At 46.2% G+C, this 15,232-nt stretch carries 13 protein-coding genes and 1 pseudogene; 7 read left to right on the top strand and 7 right to left on the bottom strand.

The genetic code is table 11. From position 1 onward, the window contains the following. Nucleotides 1–3 precede the first annotated feature (3 nt). From ACQY6I_RS13610 to ACQY6I_RS13600, 3 genes are read left to right on the top strand one after another with little or no spacing between them, the layout of a single operon-like run. Nucleotides 4–1,008, top strand: coding sequence for an ABC transporter permease (locus ACQY6I_RS13610; protein ID WP_428242038.1), 1,005 nt, complete (start codon nucleotides 4–6; stop codon nucleotides 1,006–1,008). Between the two features lie 4 nt (nucleotides 1,009–1,012). Next, complete coding sequence (locus ACQY6I_RS13605; RefSeq protein WP_428242037.1) at nucleotides 1,013–1,339, top strand: L-rhamnose mutarotase; 327 nt, start codon at nucleotides 1,013–1,015, stop codon at nucleotides 1,337–1,339. Further along, complete coding sequence (locus ACQY6I_RS13600; protein ID WP_428242036.1) at nucleotides 1,336–2,742, top strand: FGGY-family carbohydrate kinase; 1,407 nt, start codon at nucleotides 1,336–1,338, stop codon at nucleotides 2,740–2,742. Before ACQY6I_RS13605 ends, ACQY6I_RS13600 begins: the two co-directional genes overlap by 4 nt. Before the next feature lie 162 nt (nucleotides 2,743–2,904). On the opposite strand, the gene ACQY6I_RS13595 is transcribed toward ACQY6I_RS13600, so the two are convergent. Together ACQY6I_RS13595 and ACQY6I_RS13590 are read right to left on the bottom strand one after the other, a co-directional pair. Then, nucleotides 2,905–3,627 carry a hypothetical protein gene (locus ACQY6I_RS13595; RefSeq protein ID WP_428242035.1) on the bottom strand — a complete coding sequence of 241 codons (723 nt, stop codon included), beginning with the start codon at nucleotides 3,625–3,627 and terminating at the stop codon, nucleotides 2,905–2,907. Continuing rightward, nucleotides 3,612–4,223, bottom strand: a complete 612-nt coding sequence (locus ACQY6I_RS13590; RefSeq protein WP_428242034.1) for a sigma-70 family RNA polymerase sigma factor — start codon at nucleotides 4,221–4,223, stop codon at nucleotides 3,612–3,614. Before ACQY6I_RS13590 ends, ACQY6I_RS13595 begins: the two co-directional genes overlap by 16 nt. Before the next feature lie 1,057 nt (nucleotides 4,224–5,280). Here ACQY6I_RS13590 and ACQY6I_RS13585 point away from each other — a divergent pair. From ACQY6I_RS13585 to ACQY6I_RS13575, 3 genes and pseudogenes are all read left to right on the top strand, one after another. Beyond that, entirely contained in the window at nucleotides 5,281–5,493 is a 213-nt protein-coding gene (locus ACQY6I_RS13585) for a hypothetical protein (RefSeq protein WP_428242033.1), read from the top strand. 875 nt (nucleotides 5,494–6,368) lie between these two features. After that, nucleotides 6,369–7,109 carry a substrate-binding periplasmic protein gene (locus ACQY6I_RS13580; protein WP_428242032.1) on the top strand — a complete coding sequence of 247 codons (741 nt, stop codon included), beginning with the start codon at nucleotides 6,369–6,371 and terminating at the stop codon, nucleotides 7,107–7,109. A gap of 145 nt (nucleotides 7,110–7,254) precedes the next feature. Then, nucleotides 7,255–8,546, top strand: a pseudogene (locus ACQY6I_RS13575) (ISNCY family transposase). Between the two features lie 877 nt (nucleotides 8,547–9,423). Here the strand turns inward: ACQY6I_RS13575 and ACQY6I_RS13570 are convergent. Beyond that, nucleotides 9,424–9,966: a YcbK family protein gene (locus tag ACQY6I_RS13570; RefSeq protein ID WP_428242031.1), complete on the bottom strand. Its 543-nt coding sequence runs from the start codon at nucleotides 9,964–9,966 to the stop codon at nucleotides 9,424–9,426. A gap of 261 nt (nucleotides 9,967–10,227) precedes the next feature. Here ACQY6I_RS13570 and ACQY6I_RS13565 point away from each other — a divergent pair, with 261 nt between their 5' ends. Then, nucleotides 10,228–11,043, top strand: a complete 816-nt coding sequence (locus ACQY6I_RS13565; protein ID WP_428242030.1) for a mechanosensitive ion channel family protein — start codon at nucleotides 10,228–10,230, stop codon at nucleotides 11,041–11,043. A gap of 33 nt (nucleotides 11,044–11,076) precedes the next feature. Here ACQY6I_RS13565 and ACQY6I_RS13560 read toward each other — a convergent pair whose 3' ends face one another. The 4 genes from ACQY6I_RS13560 to ACQY6I_RS13545 all read right to left on the bottom strand — a co-directional run bounded on the left by ACQY6I_RS13560 (nucleotide 11,077) and on the right by ACQY6I_RS13545 (nucleotide 14,328). Then, a complete protein-coding gene (locus ACQY6I_RS13560) occupies nucleotides 11,077–11,358 on the bottom strand; it encodes a pyrimidine/purine nucleoside phosphorylase (RefSeq protein ID WP_428242029.1) in 282 nt (93 codons plus the stop codon). A gap of 93 nt (nucleotides 11,359–11,451) precedes the next feature. Continuing rightward, nucleotides 11,452–12,561, bottom strand: coding sequence for an FAD-dependent oxidoreductase (locus ACQY6I_RS13555; protein WP_428242028.1), 1,110 nt, complete (start codon nucleotides 12,559–12,561; stop codon nucleotides 11,452–11,454). Between the two features lie 100 nt (nucleotides 12,562–12,661). Further along, nucleotides 12,662–13,234 (bottom strand): YceI family protein, encoded by a 573-nt coding sequence (locus ACQY6I_RS13550; RefSeq protein WP_428242027.1) that lies wholly within the window; start codon nucleotides 13,232–13,234, stop codon nucleotides 12,662–12,664. A 407-nt stretch (nucleotides 13,235–13,641) separates the two neighbouring features. Beyond that, entirely contained in the window at nucleotides 13,642–14,328 is a 687-nt protein-coding gene (locus ACQY6I_RS13545) for a hypothetical protein (protein WP_428242026.1), read from the bottom strand. Nucleotides 14,329–15,232 lie beyond the last annotated feature (904 nt).

Below are 15,232 nucleotides of genomic sequence, written 5' to 3'. Positions count from 1 at the left end.
GATATGGATCAGGTTATGAAACATCATCCCGTTCCCGACAGTTTGTCTACACCGGTACGTCGTTATCTGTTTCGTTGGGAAATTTTCCTGCTATTGGTCATTGCCATGGTATTTATCCTGAATAGCCTGGCATCACCTTACTTTCTTGATCCGTGGAATCTGTCGGATGCCACGTTTAACTTTACTGAAAAAGCGTTGATCGCATTGCCCATGGCCATGTTGATTATCTGTCGCGAAATTGACCTGTCGGTGGCATCGACGATGGCGCTGGCATCGGTCTGTATGGGGCTGGCGGCACAGGCCGGTTTTGGTACCGAAACGCTGGTTGGTATTGCGTTGCTGGTTGGTTTGCTTTGCGGTTTGTTTAATGGCTTGGTCGTTACCGGGTTCGGTATTCCATCGATCGTTGTCACCATTGGCACGATGAGTCTTTACCGGGGTATCACGTATGTCATTTTGGGAGACAGCGCGTTTACAGAATATCCGGACGGTTTTGAATACTTTGGTCAGGGCTATGTGGTCTGGGTGTTTTCGTTTGAATTTATCCTGTTTTTGGGGCTGGCGCTGGTATTTTATGTGTTGCTGCATCATACCAATTTTGGGCGTCGCACCTATGCGATTGGTCATAATCCAGTGGCGGCGCTCTACTCTGGCATACAGGTGAATCGTCACAAACTGATCCTGTTTATGCTGGTCGGCATGTTATCGGGTCTGGCGTCCATTTTGCTGACGTCGCGACTGGGCAGTACCCGTCCTTCCATTGCCATCGGCTGGGAGCTGAGCATTGTGACCATGGTTGTGTTGGGGGGTGTCAGTATCGCAGGTGGGGCTGGCAGCATGACTGGGGTGGTGCTCGCGGTGTTGCTGATGGGACTGGTCACTTTTGGTTTGGGGTTGTTGAATGTACCTGGCATAGTGATGACCATCATTATTGGTGCCATGTTAATCAGTGTGATCAGTGTTCCGGTCGTATTGAATAAACTGAAACAGCGTCGAAAGGTGAGGTAAAGCGATGAAATTTGCTTCAGTAATGCAGCTGTTTCCCGGCTGCGAAGCCGAATATCGCCGCCGCCATGATGAACTCTGGCCGGAACTGGCTGAACACCTGGACCAGTGCGGTATTTCAGATTATTACATCTTTCTGGAGCCTGACAGTCTGCAGTTGTTTGCGATTTTTGAAGCGGGCGATGATTTTGATCCGGAGCGTGTTCGCAGTCACCCGGTCATGCAACGCTGGTGGAACCACATGGCGGACATTATGGAAACCCGGACAGATTCCAATGAACCCCTGGCCAGACCATTGACAGAAATGTTTTATCTGGCCGGGAGTCGAGCATGAAAACTGCGGTTATTGCTGTCTTCGATATCGGTAAAACCCATATCAAACTGTCTGCTGTGGACCTTCAGGTCGGAACGTTATTGGCCTTACAGCGAACCACCAATGCTGTTCGCCAGGATGGTCTTTACCCTCATGTGGAGACTGATGTCATCTGGGCCTGGCTGAAAGCCACGCTGAAGGCTCTGGCGACGCGGTTTGATATTCAATCCATTGCCGTGACGACTCATGGAGCCACTATTGCCTGCATGGATGATATCGACCTGGTGCTGCCGATTGCCGATTATGAATACGATGGCTTTGCGCAGACCCGGTCCTTGTATCGGCCATTGCGACCGGCATTTGAACAGAGCTATAGCCCGGAATTATCAGCCGGACTCAACCTTGGAGCGCAGTTATTCTGGCAGCAGTACTGTTTTCCTGAACAGTTTGCGCGTGTGACTACGTTGCTGACGTATCCTCAGTACTGGGGTTGGCGTCTGACTGGTGTAAAGGCATCGGAAAGAACATCACTGGGATGCCATACCGATTTATGGGCCCCGGACAAAGACGATTTTTCGACCCTGGTAGACCAGCAAAACTGGCGAAAGTTATTTCCACCCCTGCGGGCCGCCGGCGAACCTCTGGCGACGATCCTGCCGGAACTGGCACAGGAACTGGGGTTGGCTGAGGATTGTAGGGTATTTAACGGAATCCATGACAGTAATGCGTCGCTGGTGCCGCATTTACTGCATCGGTCAGCGCCGTTTGGTGTCATTTCCAGTGGGACCTGGACGATTATTACCGCAGTTGGCGCACCGCTATCGGGTTTAAATGAACAAATGGATATGCTGGCGAATGTCTCCGTGTTTGCTCAACCGGTTCCCTCGATTCGTTTTATGGGTGGACGGGAGTGGCAACTGCTGGCCACTGATCAGCCGGCCACACAGAATGATGTGCGGGAAGTGCTGGCGCAGCAGGTATATGCGATCCCTGCATTTTCGAACCAGGGTGGGCCTTTTCAGCATCACCAGGGCTATATTTGCGGACCGTATGAGCAATTGACTGCAGCGCAAAAGACTGCGTTGGCTACGCTGTATGTGGCGTTGATGAGCGATGAGTGTCTGACTTTACAGCGGCAGAAGGGGGACCTGATTATTGAAGGGGCGTTTGCCGGAAACGAGCTGTACCTGCAGATACTGGCGACATTACGCCATCAACAGGCGGTCTTTTTCAGTCGGGATGAAACCGGCACGACCATCGGTACGGCTATGCTGGCCTATCAGCAGAATCCCTGGCGGATCAACTACCAGCAGGTGGTCATGCATCAAGAGTTGTACAGCATGTTACAGGCATATCGGCATCAATGGTGGCAACGCTGTGAAGGCCTGACTGACAGACAAGTGTCCGCGAATTCCGTGTTGTAAGGCTTTAGGCCGGAACCGTACTGTGTTCCCGTTCATCGTCACAGATTCACGTGAAGGCCTCAGATTGTCAGCTGCAGATATTCTGCCTCGACAATGACAGCAGCCCTTTTTATAGAAGGCGTTATAGAAGGTGGATTGGTATGTTGGTGTATTTCCCTCATATCAGCCTGATTTGGCGATTTGTACGCACGGGCCTCTGAATATCTGACCCTGGCTCGGGTCATTGCCCGTCGCGATGATCAACTCAGAACTGTTCTTAAGCGCAGCCCACTGGGATTTTTCCATTACCATGGGGTGGTAAATATCACCAATCCGGCCGAGGTTAGTGATGGTTCCATTGTCTTTATCAATAGCGAACAGTGTCAGTCCCTCGATATCGGCCCTTGGAGTCCGGTCATTCCATTCGAATTGAAGACGTGAAGCTTGCTTACCGTTGCTAAGGTACGCGCTGATCAATAACTCTGGATTAAGGTCAGCATCATTGGAATCCATCAGGGCAATATAATCGGCACTCACCTGGACTTCGGCAGGTTCGATATATAACAACGTTGCCACCAGAACCACCAGTAGCGCGGTGGTAAGTTGCCAGATGGAAAATAATCCGGACCAGCGCTTGGTTTGTGATGATGACCGTGGAGCCGGTGCCGGATCGATTTGCGCAGCGAGATTTTTCCATACCTGCTCGGGGGCTTGTTGGGGAGGGATAGTACTTGCCAGACCTGTCAATACCTCTTGCCATTTATATACTTCAGCCAGCAGATCTCTATCTTCCTTCATTAGCCGTTCAAAGCGTCTGCGTACCAGGGCTGACTGAGAACCCAGAACGTATTGACTGGCCAGATGACGTCGAACAACAGGATGACGATATCTTAAACTTTCATGCATTTGCGCAACTCCAATAACCCTCTTCGAACCCATGCTTTCAGCGTCCCCAGTGGCGCTTCCATGTGTTGGGTTAACTCACTATGACTCAATCCATATACGTAAGACAGAATCAGCGCTTTTTGAGTATCCTGCTTGATCCTTCTCAAACACCGGGTCAAGTCTGATACGTCCACCAGATCAGGTAGATCGGCTTCAAGGGTATTCAACACACCGTCAAATTCTTCCAGATCCACCTCAATAGAGCGCTGTGTTTTACGAACCCGGTCCAATGCAGTGTTGCGGGCAATTTGGCATAGCCATCCCCAAGCACTACCGAGATCCGCCCGATACTGATTCGTATGGCGCCATACTTTCAGATAAGTTTCCTGCAATACATCCGAAGCCTCATCCTGATCGGACACAATTCTCAGTATCAGAGCATATAAGCGCGAGCTTGTTGTACGATACAGCTTTTCAAAGGCAGGTCTGTGGTTGAGCTGAATCTGTCCAAGCAGGAACTCCACATTCCGTTCTATGTCCAATGTGCTTAAACTAAGACTCTCCATGTTCGGCGTATTACTCTCAGAAAGGGGGGGGATGGTGACCGGTGCTACCATAGTGATATCTGTCCTGCATTTCCAGTATTAATATATTGCTGACCGTAGATTCCTGTATATCAATATAGGCGGCCATAGGGGAGCCAAAATTATGAGACCGGTGTTACATGCGGAGCAACCCGACAAATGTCAGGAAATATACCTTTCGAGCTAGTTGACGTATGCCTGCTTTGGGGGGGGAGTACTGGGTTACCATCGTAACCTGAACGGTGATAACTCCAATACCATTTAACTCTCCGGCCGAAACGGGTCTGGTGTGCTGCACCCTTCCAATGATGGCATTGATGTATCAGTATTTTTTGAGTGTTGTTTATACTATAAAGATGAGCAATGATCAGGTGAATCAGAAACAATAAGCTGATGGATGCTCAGATAACAAATCCCGCACCCGTTCCAATTAATGCTATAACCCTCTTCTATTTGCAGCCACCCCAACTTTTTATAAAAGCCGTCGTGATCTGTGCTCAGGTTCAATATAGAGGTTGTACAACCACGGATACATATCATGGCGGCTGATAAAGTCATTAATGGGAAGACTGTAACAGCCAGTGCGTACTTGATCACATAACTATAAATAAACCTGTGAGTGCGACGTGCTCGTTGCGTGTGAATGAGATATGGCATCGACATGTTACGGATATTTTTCAGTGGTTCCCCATTGCTGCATGAATATAAAAACCATCATGAAACTCATGAACATTCACTCATTTAAATATGTACCATGCTTTCAAAGAGTTGAAACCCTTGAGCATCAACAGGATCTGTTGGGAGGTTCGAATTGTAAATTGCCCCGATGGAGACTGTTTGTAAAAAAGAAGTTGGCGTATTCAGAAGGAATTTTTTATTTCATTTTAAAGCTGACTGAAACCATAGAAATTAAAGCAAGCCTCTGTCAGAGGTCGTTATGCGTTTGTGTGTTTACATAAGGGATATGGACGCGGAATACCTTCGGTTGAGGTAATGGATCATACGCCGGTGGTGGAACTCTACCCCTGGAGAAGGGCTGTGGTGAAGGTCGAGGAAAATGGTAAATACTCAGGTTACTTTTCTAACTACTATGTGGATTCATCGAAACTTTTTTTCTGATTCCATAGGTAAACGCGCACTGGCTTTTGCTGAAGCCAAAGTAAAGCCTATCAGTTGGAGCAGCTTAACAGATTTAATGCCGTATACTGTTGGTGTTGTTCAGGACTATGCCAATACCAAAGAGTTGGACGACATGATTGCTAAAGGTGACATCAAAGCATCTGCAGTGACATCTGACAGTTAGAACTTCCTTAAACTTGCGTCTGGCCGAATTGATCTCGTGGTCATTGACAGTAATGTCTTCCAATACCTGATAAATAGCAGCCCTAAACTTTAGTCCGTTGCTAGTAGTGTCCAATAGTCAATTACTCATCGAAAAAAACCTGTTTGTTGCATTCAGGAATGATGAAAATGGTCGTAAATGGCAGAGCATTCTAAATGAAGAGCTGAAAAAGACAGGTGTTCAGGCTGTTATGCAGCAGTACATGAAATGATAATGGTTTCGGCTGAATAAGTATTTGGGGAATTGTTTAAATGATCATGGTAACTAGATGAATTGGATAGATTTTTTCTGGTTGTCTGAACATCACTGGTAGACTGTTTACTTCATATGAGACGGATGAAAATGTACTGTTGTCTTCGATTTTTCCCGGTTCTTTCAAAAACTCATCAACGAAAATCAAAACCTCTTTCTGACGTAAATCTATCAGTTTCCGCTTATCAAGCAATGACTCGGAGTTGTGAGCTTCAATTCAGCCCAAATGATTTTCGTTTTCTGTTTAAAATGATAGCTCTAAATGCAGCGAGTCCGAATTGCAATCTGCCTGTCTTATGTGCCTTATCGGATTTTCCGAGTAACTCAATAGCCTCTGTTTCAGTCACAGCAGATTGAATAATGCCTGCCCATACCTGGAATCATTTTCATCTGGACAATCGCTGTTTAGGGAATGATGGTCCTGCATAAACGAATCATTCAAATACCAGGTTCTTAATGTGCAGTGTCCAGTTTTTCTATTCAGGTTTTTTTATCATTTATCATAAATTGTTTGGGGCGGCCCTTCCGAATCTATTTTGTTTGCTACTCTTAGGAGTACCTTACTTGTAAAACAGAGCGAAGCCATGAAAAAAGTACGTAACTCCATGATCGCATTTGGATTATTTTTTTTAGCCTTACCAAGCATCTCTTATAGTGAAACCATTTATTTGACCTCTCTGGAATGGCCGCCTTATTCCAGCAATGGTTTGCCTGATCAAGGTGCGTCTGTTGCGGTAGCCAAAGCCGCATTCAAAGCCATGGGTCATACTTTAGTGGTGGATTTCTATCCATGGACACGGGCCGTCGCACAGGTAAAAGATGGCGGTAAATATACTGGTTATTTTCCTGAGTACTATTACGATTCGGATGAATTTGTCTTTTCAGACCCAATGGGTAAGGGCCCCCTTGGCTTTGTCGAAGCCAAGGCAAAGCCTATCAGTTGGAACACGCTGCAGGATTTGACTCCTTATACCATTGGAGTTGTCCAGGATTATGTCAATACAGCAGAGCTGGATGACATGATTGCCAAAGGTGAACTCAAATCATCCGCGGTGACATCTGATAGTCAGAATATTCTCAAAGTTGCCAATAATCGGGTCGACCTCGCAGTCATTGACAGCAACGTGTTCAAATATCTGTTGGACAATGATCCAAAACTGAAATCCGTCTCAGCTGCTGTGCAGATGAATAGCCGGCAGTTGATTGAAAAAGATCTGTTTGTTGCATTTAAGAACGATGCTAACGGTCGCAAGTGGCAGGGTATTCTGAACGAAGGGCTGAAGAAGATAGATATTCAGGCTGTTATGCAGAAGTACATGAAATAGTGCTGACACTAGTTAGTATCCATCCATAAACACATAACCCATTGATATTGTAGATAAAGATTTCTGACAGGCATAATAAATCCTTTTGGTATTTGATAGCGTTTAATCACCACAAAAAAACACGACCAAACCAAAAGGATTTCACATGCGAGAAGCACGTCATGCTCAGCTAGGTTTAACTATATCATTCTCTAAACACGAGACCGGGCAGCCGCTCAAACATCTCTCCAGGGTGCTTGATTAATATCCAGAGTTGGTCGATTGAGCGCATACGGAGCTCACTCAACATCATCCGCAGGCAACCGGCAGTAAAGGGTTAACGTCTGAGAGTGTGCTTCGATGCCTGCTCATCAAACAGCTGTTCCCATTCAGCTATGAACAGATGGCGTTTCATTTGTCCGATTCTGCCACTTATCGTGCCTTTGCTCGCTTGCCCATGGGAGCCTTTCCCAGTCGTTCAAGCTTGCAAAGTGGTATCCGTACGATTCAGCCCATGACGCTGCAGACGCTTAATGCCAAACTGATTAGACACAGGCTTAACGAGGGCATTGTCAATATTGAACACTTGCGTATCGACAGTACCGTGATCAAGAGTCATATTGCTTCGCCCAGTGATGGTCAGTTATTGGATGATGGTGTTCGTATGCTCAGCCGACTACTGGCAAAAAGCAAAGATGACACCGGCATTCGTTTTCGGTTTACCGATCAGCGTAAGGCGTCAAAACCCTTGGCGTTTCGCATCTTCAATGCCAAGACGGCGAGAAAGATCATCTGTATTCTCAGTTGTTGCGTATTGCAGAGCGAATGTTGAAACAACTTGATCGAGCCTTGAACCGAATCACCTCGGCACCTGATTGGCGTGAGCGCCTCATTCACTCTCGTGATCTGCAGGTGCGCGCGATTGATCAGCAACAGGTTCCTGCATCCGAAAAGATCGTGAGTCTTTTCGAAGCGCATACCAACATTATTATCAAAGGTGTTCGAGACATACAGTTTGGCCACAAAGTGAATTTATCATCGGATGCGTCAGGTTTTTTAACCTACTGCTGCATTGAGGAAGGCAATACCAGTGATAAGGATCTCTTCTTACCAGTATTGAGAGCGCATCAGAGCGATTATCAACGTCTGCCCAAGCGAACCATTGCGGATGGCGGCTATGCGAGCCAGGCGAATGTGATCGAGGGTCGTCAACTGGGTGTTCAAGCGGTTGCCTTCCAAAAACCCGTGGGGTGAACGTTGAGCCAGTTGGGATTAACACAAAAAACGCTCAAAAAGTTGGCCAACGTTAGAATAGGGATTGAGAGTAATATCTCGGAACTCGAGCGTCGATTTGGTTGTTCGGTGGCTCGGTGGAAAGGCAAAGAAGGTTTTCAGGCATTTGTCTGGTCATCGATACTGACCTACAACTTAATCCGGTTACTGCGTTTGCAGCAATGACATGCCCCCAGGTCGACATAGCGCGATGATGCATCGACAGGATGTATCGTTGGCATGCCTGAGAATCGACAACATTTAAGTGTCTGGTCCAAAATTTAAACGATAAGTGGTGTAAAGAGAGATGAAGCAATAGGGCTACCTGTTATCGAATCCTATTGCATCATAAAAAAAATCAAAAACCTCGGTTTATGGATGGGCACTAGCTATTTTGGAATGTTTTTTGTCGCTAGTGCTGGGTTTTTATGTCCCACCCGCTGAAAGTTTGTTTCGGTCAACGGATCGAGTTTGGCTGGTTAAATCAATAAAATCAGAAAATATATGCAAACCGAATCAGTGACTAAATACAGGCTATACCTGTATAGCAAGTGTACGAGAGGGTTATATAAAACCAGAGAAACAGAGCTAAGCCTGATTGGAGTAATATCAACAACAGCCTTGATGGCCAATCCTAACTTATGGGACATTGAATCAGACAATACGTAATTTCGCTGAGCTCTCCTATCCGTATGTTTTTATTGAATTGGTTATGCAGAGTACGATATTCGAAGAAAGTAGTAATACCCAACCCACCAGACTTTTTTCATGAACTCAGTGTTGCTCTTGCTGTTCTGGGGTATTTTTTTTGTCTGGTTAGTATGAATATGGGATTGTATGAGCCAATCATCAAAGGGGGGTTCTTAACTTGATTGCTGGGCCAATAACCTGATGACTGATATTGACACTGACCTGCACGTCATAGCTCCATCGATATTTTCGCACCATATGTATAAATTGGATTTTGTGGAGAGAACAAGCCGGTTCAGGAGGCTATTCGGATAAATGAAAGAAAACCACCATGCACTACAATGAGATAACCGACCATGGTCTTTCTGTTTGGCTACCCCCAATACCTGACCCGGGCGGTATCGATATGTACAAAACGGCTGCTGAGATAACGGCCAACACCTCCCTGACGGTAGCTGCAGCATATGTCGAACAGCTCCTGGGTATCCACTTTGGGAATGCGAAAGTCCACTGCCTGGCCGAATGTATGCTGGCTAACTTTGGCAACACCGTCGCTATGTTTTTGTAACCATTGGTTGGTTGCCTGACTGCGATAACCAGAGATAATCTGGATGGGCTTTTGTTGGCCGTAACGTTGTTGCACGGAGAACAACAGGTGGTAGAGCTTGGGATCCATGCCGCCCACTTCGTTGCGACGGTGGTCTCTAAGCAGCCAGGCAAGCCGGTCAAGCCCATCGGGAAGGTAGTAACCTTGATCATAAAATAGTACCCGCTCAGTCTCTCCGGTGTGTAGGTTGGTTAGAAAGATTTCCTGAGTGCTTGTCTGTGGCTGAGCGAGCAGCCGAGGTGCCATCAGGCTGGTACTGGCCATTACTCCAAGTTTTAACAGGTTACGTCGGGTTACTACGGAATTCATAGAGTTCACTATTAAAAAAATGTCAGGTTGTTGGCAGATATGAGTGAGGTGTATCCGCAGTGAAGTGATTTTCGCCAGTTGTGAACAGTCAGCCGAGTCTGGCAAGTCAATTGTTCTTTATTGCAAAAAAATGTCATTGAATTGTTAATCTATGTTGATATTCTGGCTGATGTTATTGGGGATTTAAACGTACATTACCGGCATATTATGTTCGCATCAGAACAATAAGTCTGTTGACCCATTCTCATGAGGAGCAATCGAATGAATTTCAATATGGAACAAATCTGGAATACTTATATCCTGCCATGGGGCACCAATATTGCGTTGGCGATTCTGGTGTTTATCGTTGGTCGTATTTTGGTGAGTTTAGTGATGGCCGGGTTGGTCCGGATGATGAAAGTAGGAAAGATTGATCAGATTCTGATTAACTTTCTCTCAGCGGTCAGCCATGCCGCCTTGATGTTGTTGGTTATCATTGTTTCCATGTCCCAGCTGGGTGTGGATACCACCTCATTGGTAGCCTTATTAGGTGCTGCCGGTCTGGCAGTTGGCCTGGCACTGAAAGATTCTCTGGGGCATTTTGCTGCCGGCGTTATGTTGATTTTATTTCGTCCGTTTAAGGTCGGTGATTTTGTCGAGGTGGCGGGTGTTGCCGGTTCGGTTTCTGAGATTACTATTTTCAGTACGCGATTAAAAACACCGGATTCAAAAATGGTAACGGTACCGAATGCTTCTGTGTTTGGTAACACCATGACGAATTATTCTTCTGAGCCTACTCGTCGGGTGGATATGGTGGTCGGCATTTCCTACGGTAGTGATTTGCTGAAGGCCAAGAAAATTTTAGAAGAAATTTTGACTAATCACGAGAAAGTGTTGAAGGATCCTGCGTATACCGTAGCAGTTTTGGAGCTGGCGGATTCGGCGGTGAATCTGGTGGTTCGGCCATGGGTATTGTCGGCAGATTACTGGACAGTTCGGTTTGAGCTGACGGAAACGATCAAGCTTAAATTTGATGAACAAGGTATTGGTATTCCGTTTCCACAAATGGATGTGCATATCAATCAGGTTGCACAGTGATGGTGATAAAAAAGGCTCCTTCTGGAGCCTTTTTTATTCGTAGGTACAAAAGTATGCGGTTTCCTCATTGACCTTGAGCTGGAAAACCTTGTTCGCATCCACCATAAACTTAGCGCCATTAGTATAGGTGCCCCATTCCTCTGTATCTGGTAGTTTGACCAGCAGTTCGCCACTGACAACCGTGATGGTTTCTTTTTTGCTGGTGGAAAATTCATATTCTCCAATCGTCATTACGCCGATGGTCGCGGGTAGTGTTCGAGTCTGTAGCGAAATGGATTTTACGTTGCCATCAAAATAGCTGTTTACTTCAAGCATGCTGACTCCTCAGGTAGGGGGATTAGACTTTGCCGGTAATACGGACGATGCGGCAAGCTTAGCAGGTTGTTGAAAATCATGGAATTTCAGCGATCAACCAGCGTTGAAGCGAGCCATAAAACGTCGGTCTATATGATCTTTCCATCGCCATACCCACTGACCGGAAACGGTAAGACCGAATTTGCAACCAATGGCATAGCGATCACCCATAGCCAGCAGGCTCAGAAAGTCACGCTGCGGCTGATAGGGTTTCAGTGCGTGAGTGCCCTGACAGGTAGCCTGCAAATTGTGAAACAGGATATCAGCTTCTCTGACTGCATAAACTCCGGCTTTAGGTAATGGTTCCGGCTGGAAGTGGGCACAGTCGCCGGCAGCAAACAGGTTTCCGGCGGTGGTCGTTTGCAGGTAATTGTTAACGGTGACAAAGCCATGTTGATTGGTGGCCAGGCCGGATTGTCTAAACCAGTTGGCAGCAGAAGCCTGAGTGCAGAGAAAAATATGGTCGTATGGGTATTTCTGTCCGCTGCTACTCAGGCCATCTGCATAAATTTCATCCACGCCCATATTGGTAAGCACCGTGATACCGTAAAGTGCCAATCGTTCATTGGTTAACTGCCGTGCTTTGTGAGGGTATTCTGAGAGGATGTCCCGGGCACGGGTGATCAGACTGATCTGAGGGTCCCAGGTTTTGAGGGCATGGGCCATGGCCAGCGCTACTTCGATGCTACCGGCACCACCACCGATAATGGCTATGTGCTGATTGGGGTGTTGCCGGATGTCCGTTTCCAGGCGTTGCCAGTGTTGCAGAAACTCAGCAATCGGTTTCACTGGTGTGGCATGTTGTTGGCTGCCGGGAATTTCGGGATTGGGTGTAGAGCCGACATTGATTGAGGCAATGTCATAATGATGTTGCTGACCATTGGCCAGATAAATGCGCTGGCGCAAGTGATCAATAGCGGTGACGGGCTGTTGAACAAATTCGATGTTGGCGTCGCTGGCCAACCGCTGCAGGTCAATATGGGTCTGGGAAAATGTGTAATGACCTGCCAGAAGCCCTGGAAGCATACCTGAATAGGGGCTATGGCAAAGAGGTGAAATCAATGTAATTTGTACATTGGCGATGGGGTGTGCCATCCAGTGTTTTAACACCAGTGCGTGGGTGTGTCCGCCTCCCATCAATATCAGTTTCTGGCTGTTGCTCATGTCAAATCCTGCCAAATTATCCAGTGACAATCATGCGGATTTTTTTTGAATCAGGGAAGAGAAAGGATGTTTGGGCAGGCTGACCTGCCCAAAAGGTGGCTTATTGTTCAAATACCAGTGTGACGGAAACCGGGACCATCTGAGCAATGCTGTTGAGTTTGGCAATGTCTTTGAGCTGATTGATCCCACCGTCCAGACCAAAGTCTGCGGCGTTCAGTAATACTGGCTCGACCGAGCTTACCTGAATGGTCTTGCCGGTTTTCAATACCGCTAGTTTCAGAGAAATAGTCTTTTCCATACCATGGAGTGACAGTTGAGCATCCATGGTCTTTATAGTGACGGTTCCCTCTGGGTAGTCGCTTAAGTTAATGGTTTTCTGAATGCTGGCCAGTGGGAACTTCGCTGTTTGAAACAGGATTTCCCGGAGCCTTTCATTACGAATATCAATACCAGTCTGCACGCTGTCCAGGGCAATGTTAACGGTCACTTTTCCAGTGTCTGAGATACTGCCGTTGCTGGGTTTTAATGTATGGTTTTCAACCACTGCGCCGTTTTTGGTGCTTTGAAATGAAATAGTGGAAAGCTCCTTATCGAGCATCCATGATTCTGCTGCAAACGTGGTGGTACTCATCAGCAGGCCTGTTGCCAAGCATAGTTTATTAATTAAATTCACTCCGTATTCTCCATAATGATTTGATGGTCTCTGCACATCTATTTGTCTGACTGACAATAATTCCCGCATGGTGCACAAGGTCTTTGCTGAAAATGAGAATTGCGGATGTCTGTTATTGAAGGGGTTCGATAATGCCGTTGTATCCACAACTCCTCAGCAGTCGGTCATTATATGGAAATGTCATGCTGTAATAACTGATGCGATGGTGCTGGTTGCGTATTTTGTGATCGACTGCCGCTTTACACAGGTGTAACACAGGCATAGGAGGTGTGTGAGTCCAATCAAAATTACTTTGATAACTACTTTAAGAATAAATCGAGCCAGTATTTCAATACCAGGGGTCATACATTTGTATGACCCCTGAATTTTGGAACAATTTTTTATTTTACCCTAGGCGTGCTGGTTAACTAAGGATCCAGTTTGATCTGGAAGTCCGCTTGATTTCCCCATACCGGGCGATACCTGCAGTGTGTGGCCGGTGTCGCCCATGACAATAGTGCCCTCGCTTTCAGGGTTTGCCCTTTTTGTACCTGACGCTGTAGTTTTTCATTACCCTGAATCACCACTCCGTAATACCAATAGGGTGAATTACCATATTGCTCGTTGTGTACGTGGACTGAGGCTGTATCCACCGGTTCCATACCCCCGCCGTAGTCGACACAGATAGTCACCCATTCATTGGAGCCTGCACCAATTGCAGGATAACCGGAAAAACCAAAGCGCTGGCGAACAGAGACGGAGCAAACAAACTCTTCCCGTTGAGGGTGGTAAGCGCAGGATTCCAATCCTTCGTAGCGGGTATTACCAGTATTGATGATGACCTGTTTGTATGGATACTTAGATATGATTTCATCAAGATATGCATCCTTGATCGTGGTCATCGGGCAGCCGTATTTTTCAATCAGATAACTATTGAGTTTATCTGTATTGTTGAACTCAAGTGCCAATTTAACCAGTTCATCGTGATCGGGAGTGATTGCGCAGTTTTGCAGTTTATAATTCTCTTCAGCAACAGAAAGTGCTGAGGCCTGTGAGGCTAGAAGTGCAGAAAGAGTCAGAGGGATCAGATATTTTAATGCTTTAAAAATCTCCATAATTATGTCTTCCATTAGTATGTTAATTGTTGTTGATTTACTTCCAGGTACATCATTGTCCAGATAGCTTATATGGACGGTGAGACTCTATAGCTCTGACGGGTTTCAAGCAAAGAAGTGTTTTTCATATTTTAGCGAGGTGTTATGAAAAGATATTATTATGTTTTCAAACGCTGTGGCTGTCGTGTTTTTCAAATTTTAAACATGGTTTTCAGGTTAATCATTTCTATATAATAGTGTTTATTTTGGTGTGTTTTTGTCATTGAAAGAATGACCATGTGACACGGAATGAAGAAATTTTTCAGTGTTTTCTTGATTGTTACAGGACATGTCTGACATATAAGTATATGTCTGTTACCTTGCTGCACATGCGGAAGGGTAAAAGGTAACATCGTACATGACCGATTCGATACTGGTTAGAGGGACTGCTAACCGAATTTCTTCGTTAGAATTTTCTAGGGCAGCTCTGAAAAATGGCCTATTTTCGCGCAGGACGTTGTCAGCCCCAGTCTCACATCCTCATTTACGCCAGTAAATTTCAGTGTTGTGAGTGGTGCTTACTCGCCTGCATCAAAACTATTCCAATTTTTCGGAGGCCCCCTAACCCGAATATGTCATTAAATCCAAAATATGAATAAGATACCGGCAATTTTCGACACCCAATCTGTTTTATGGGTGAAACCCCCAGAGTTGATCCTTATGCTGGTGCAGCACTCCTTGAACGTTATCCTAGCGCTAGGTTTTCAACCACTTGCCGATACAATGCCTGGTGAGGATACGTGCTGCTCAGGAAGAATCGCGGACATCCTTAAGCGCTCCCTTACGTTTGTAACGGAGTACTATTGCTCTGTCACTTGTTTGACAGTTTGGATCTTGAATTCTTCAGTAAATCGTTGATTTATTG

It is taken from the genome of Gynuella sp. (genome assembly GCF_050297175.1).
Taxonomy (GTDB): Bacteria; Pseudomonadota; Gammaproteobacteria; order Pseudomonadales; family Natronospirillaceae; genus Gynuella.
Note: the sequence above shows the minus strand (reverse complement) of the source record. Positions and strands in the feature narration are given on the sequence as shown.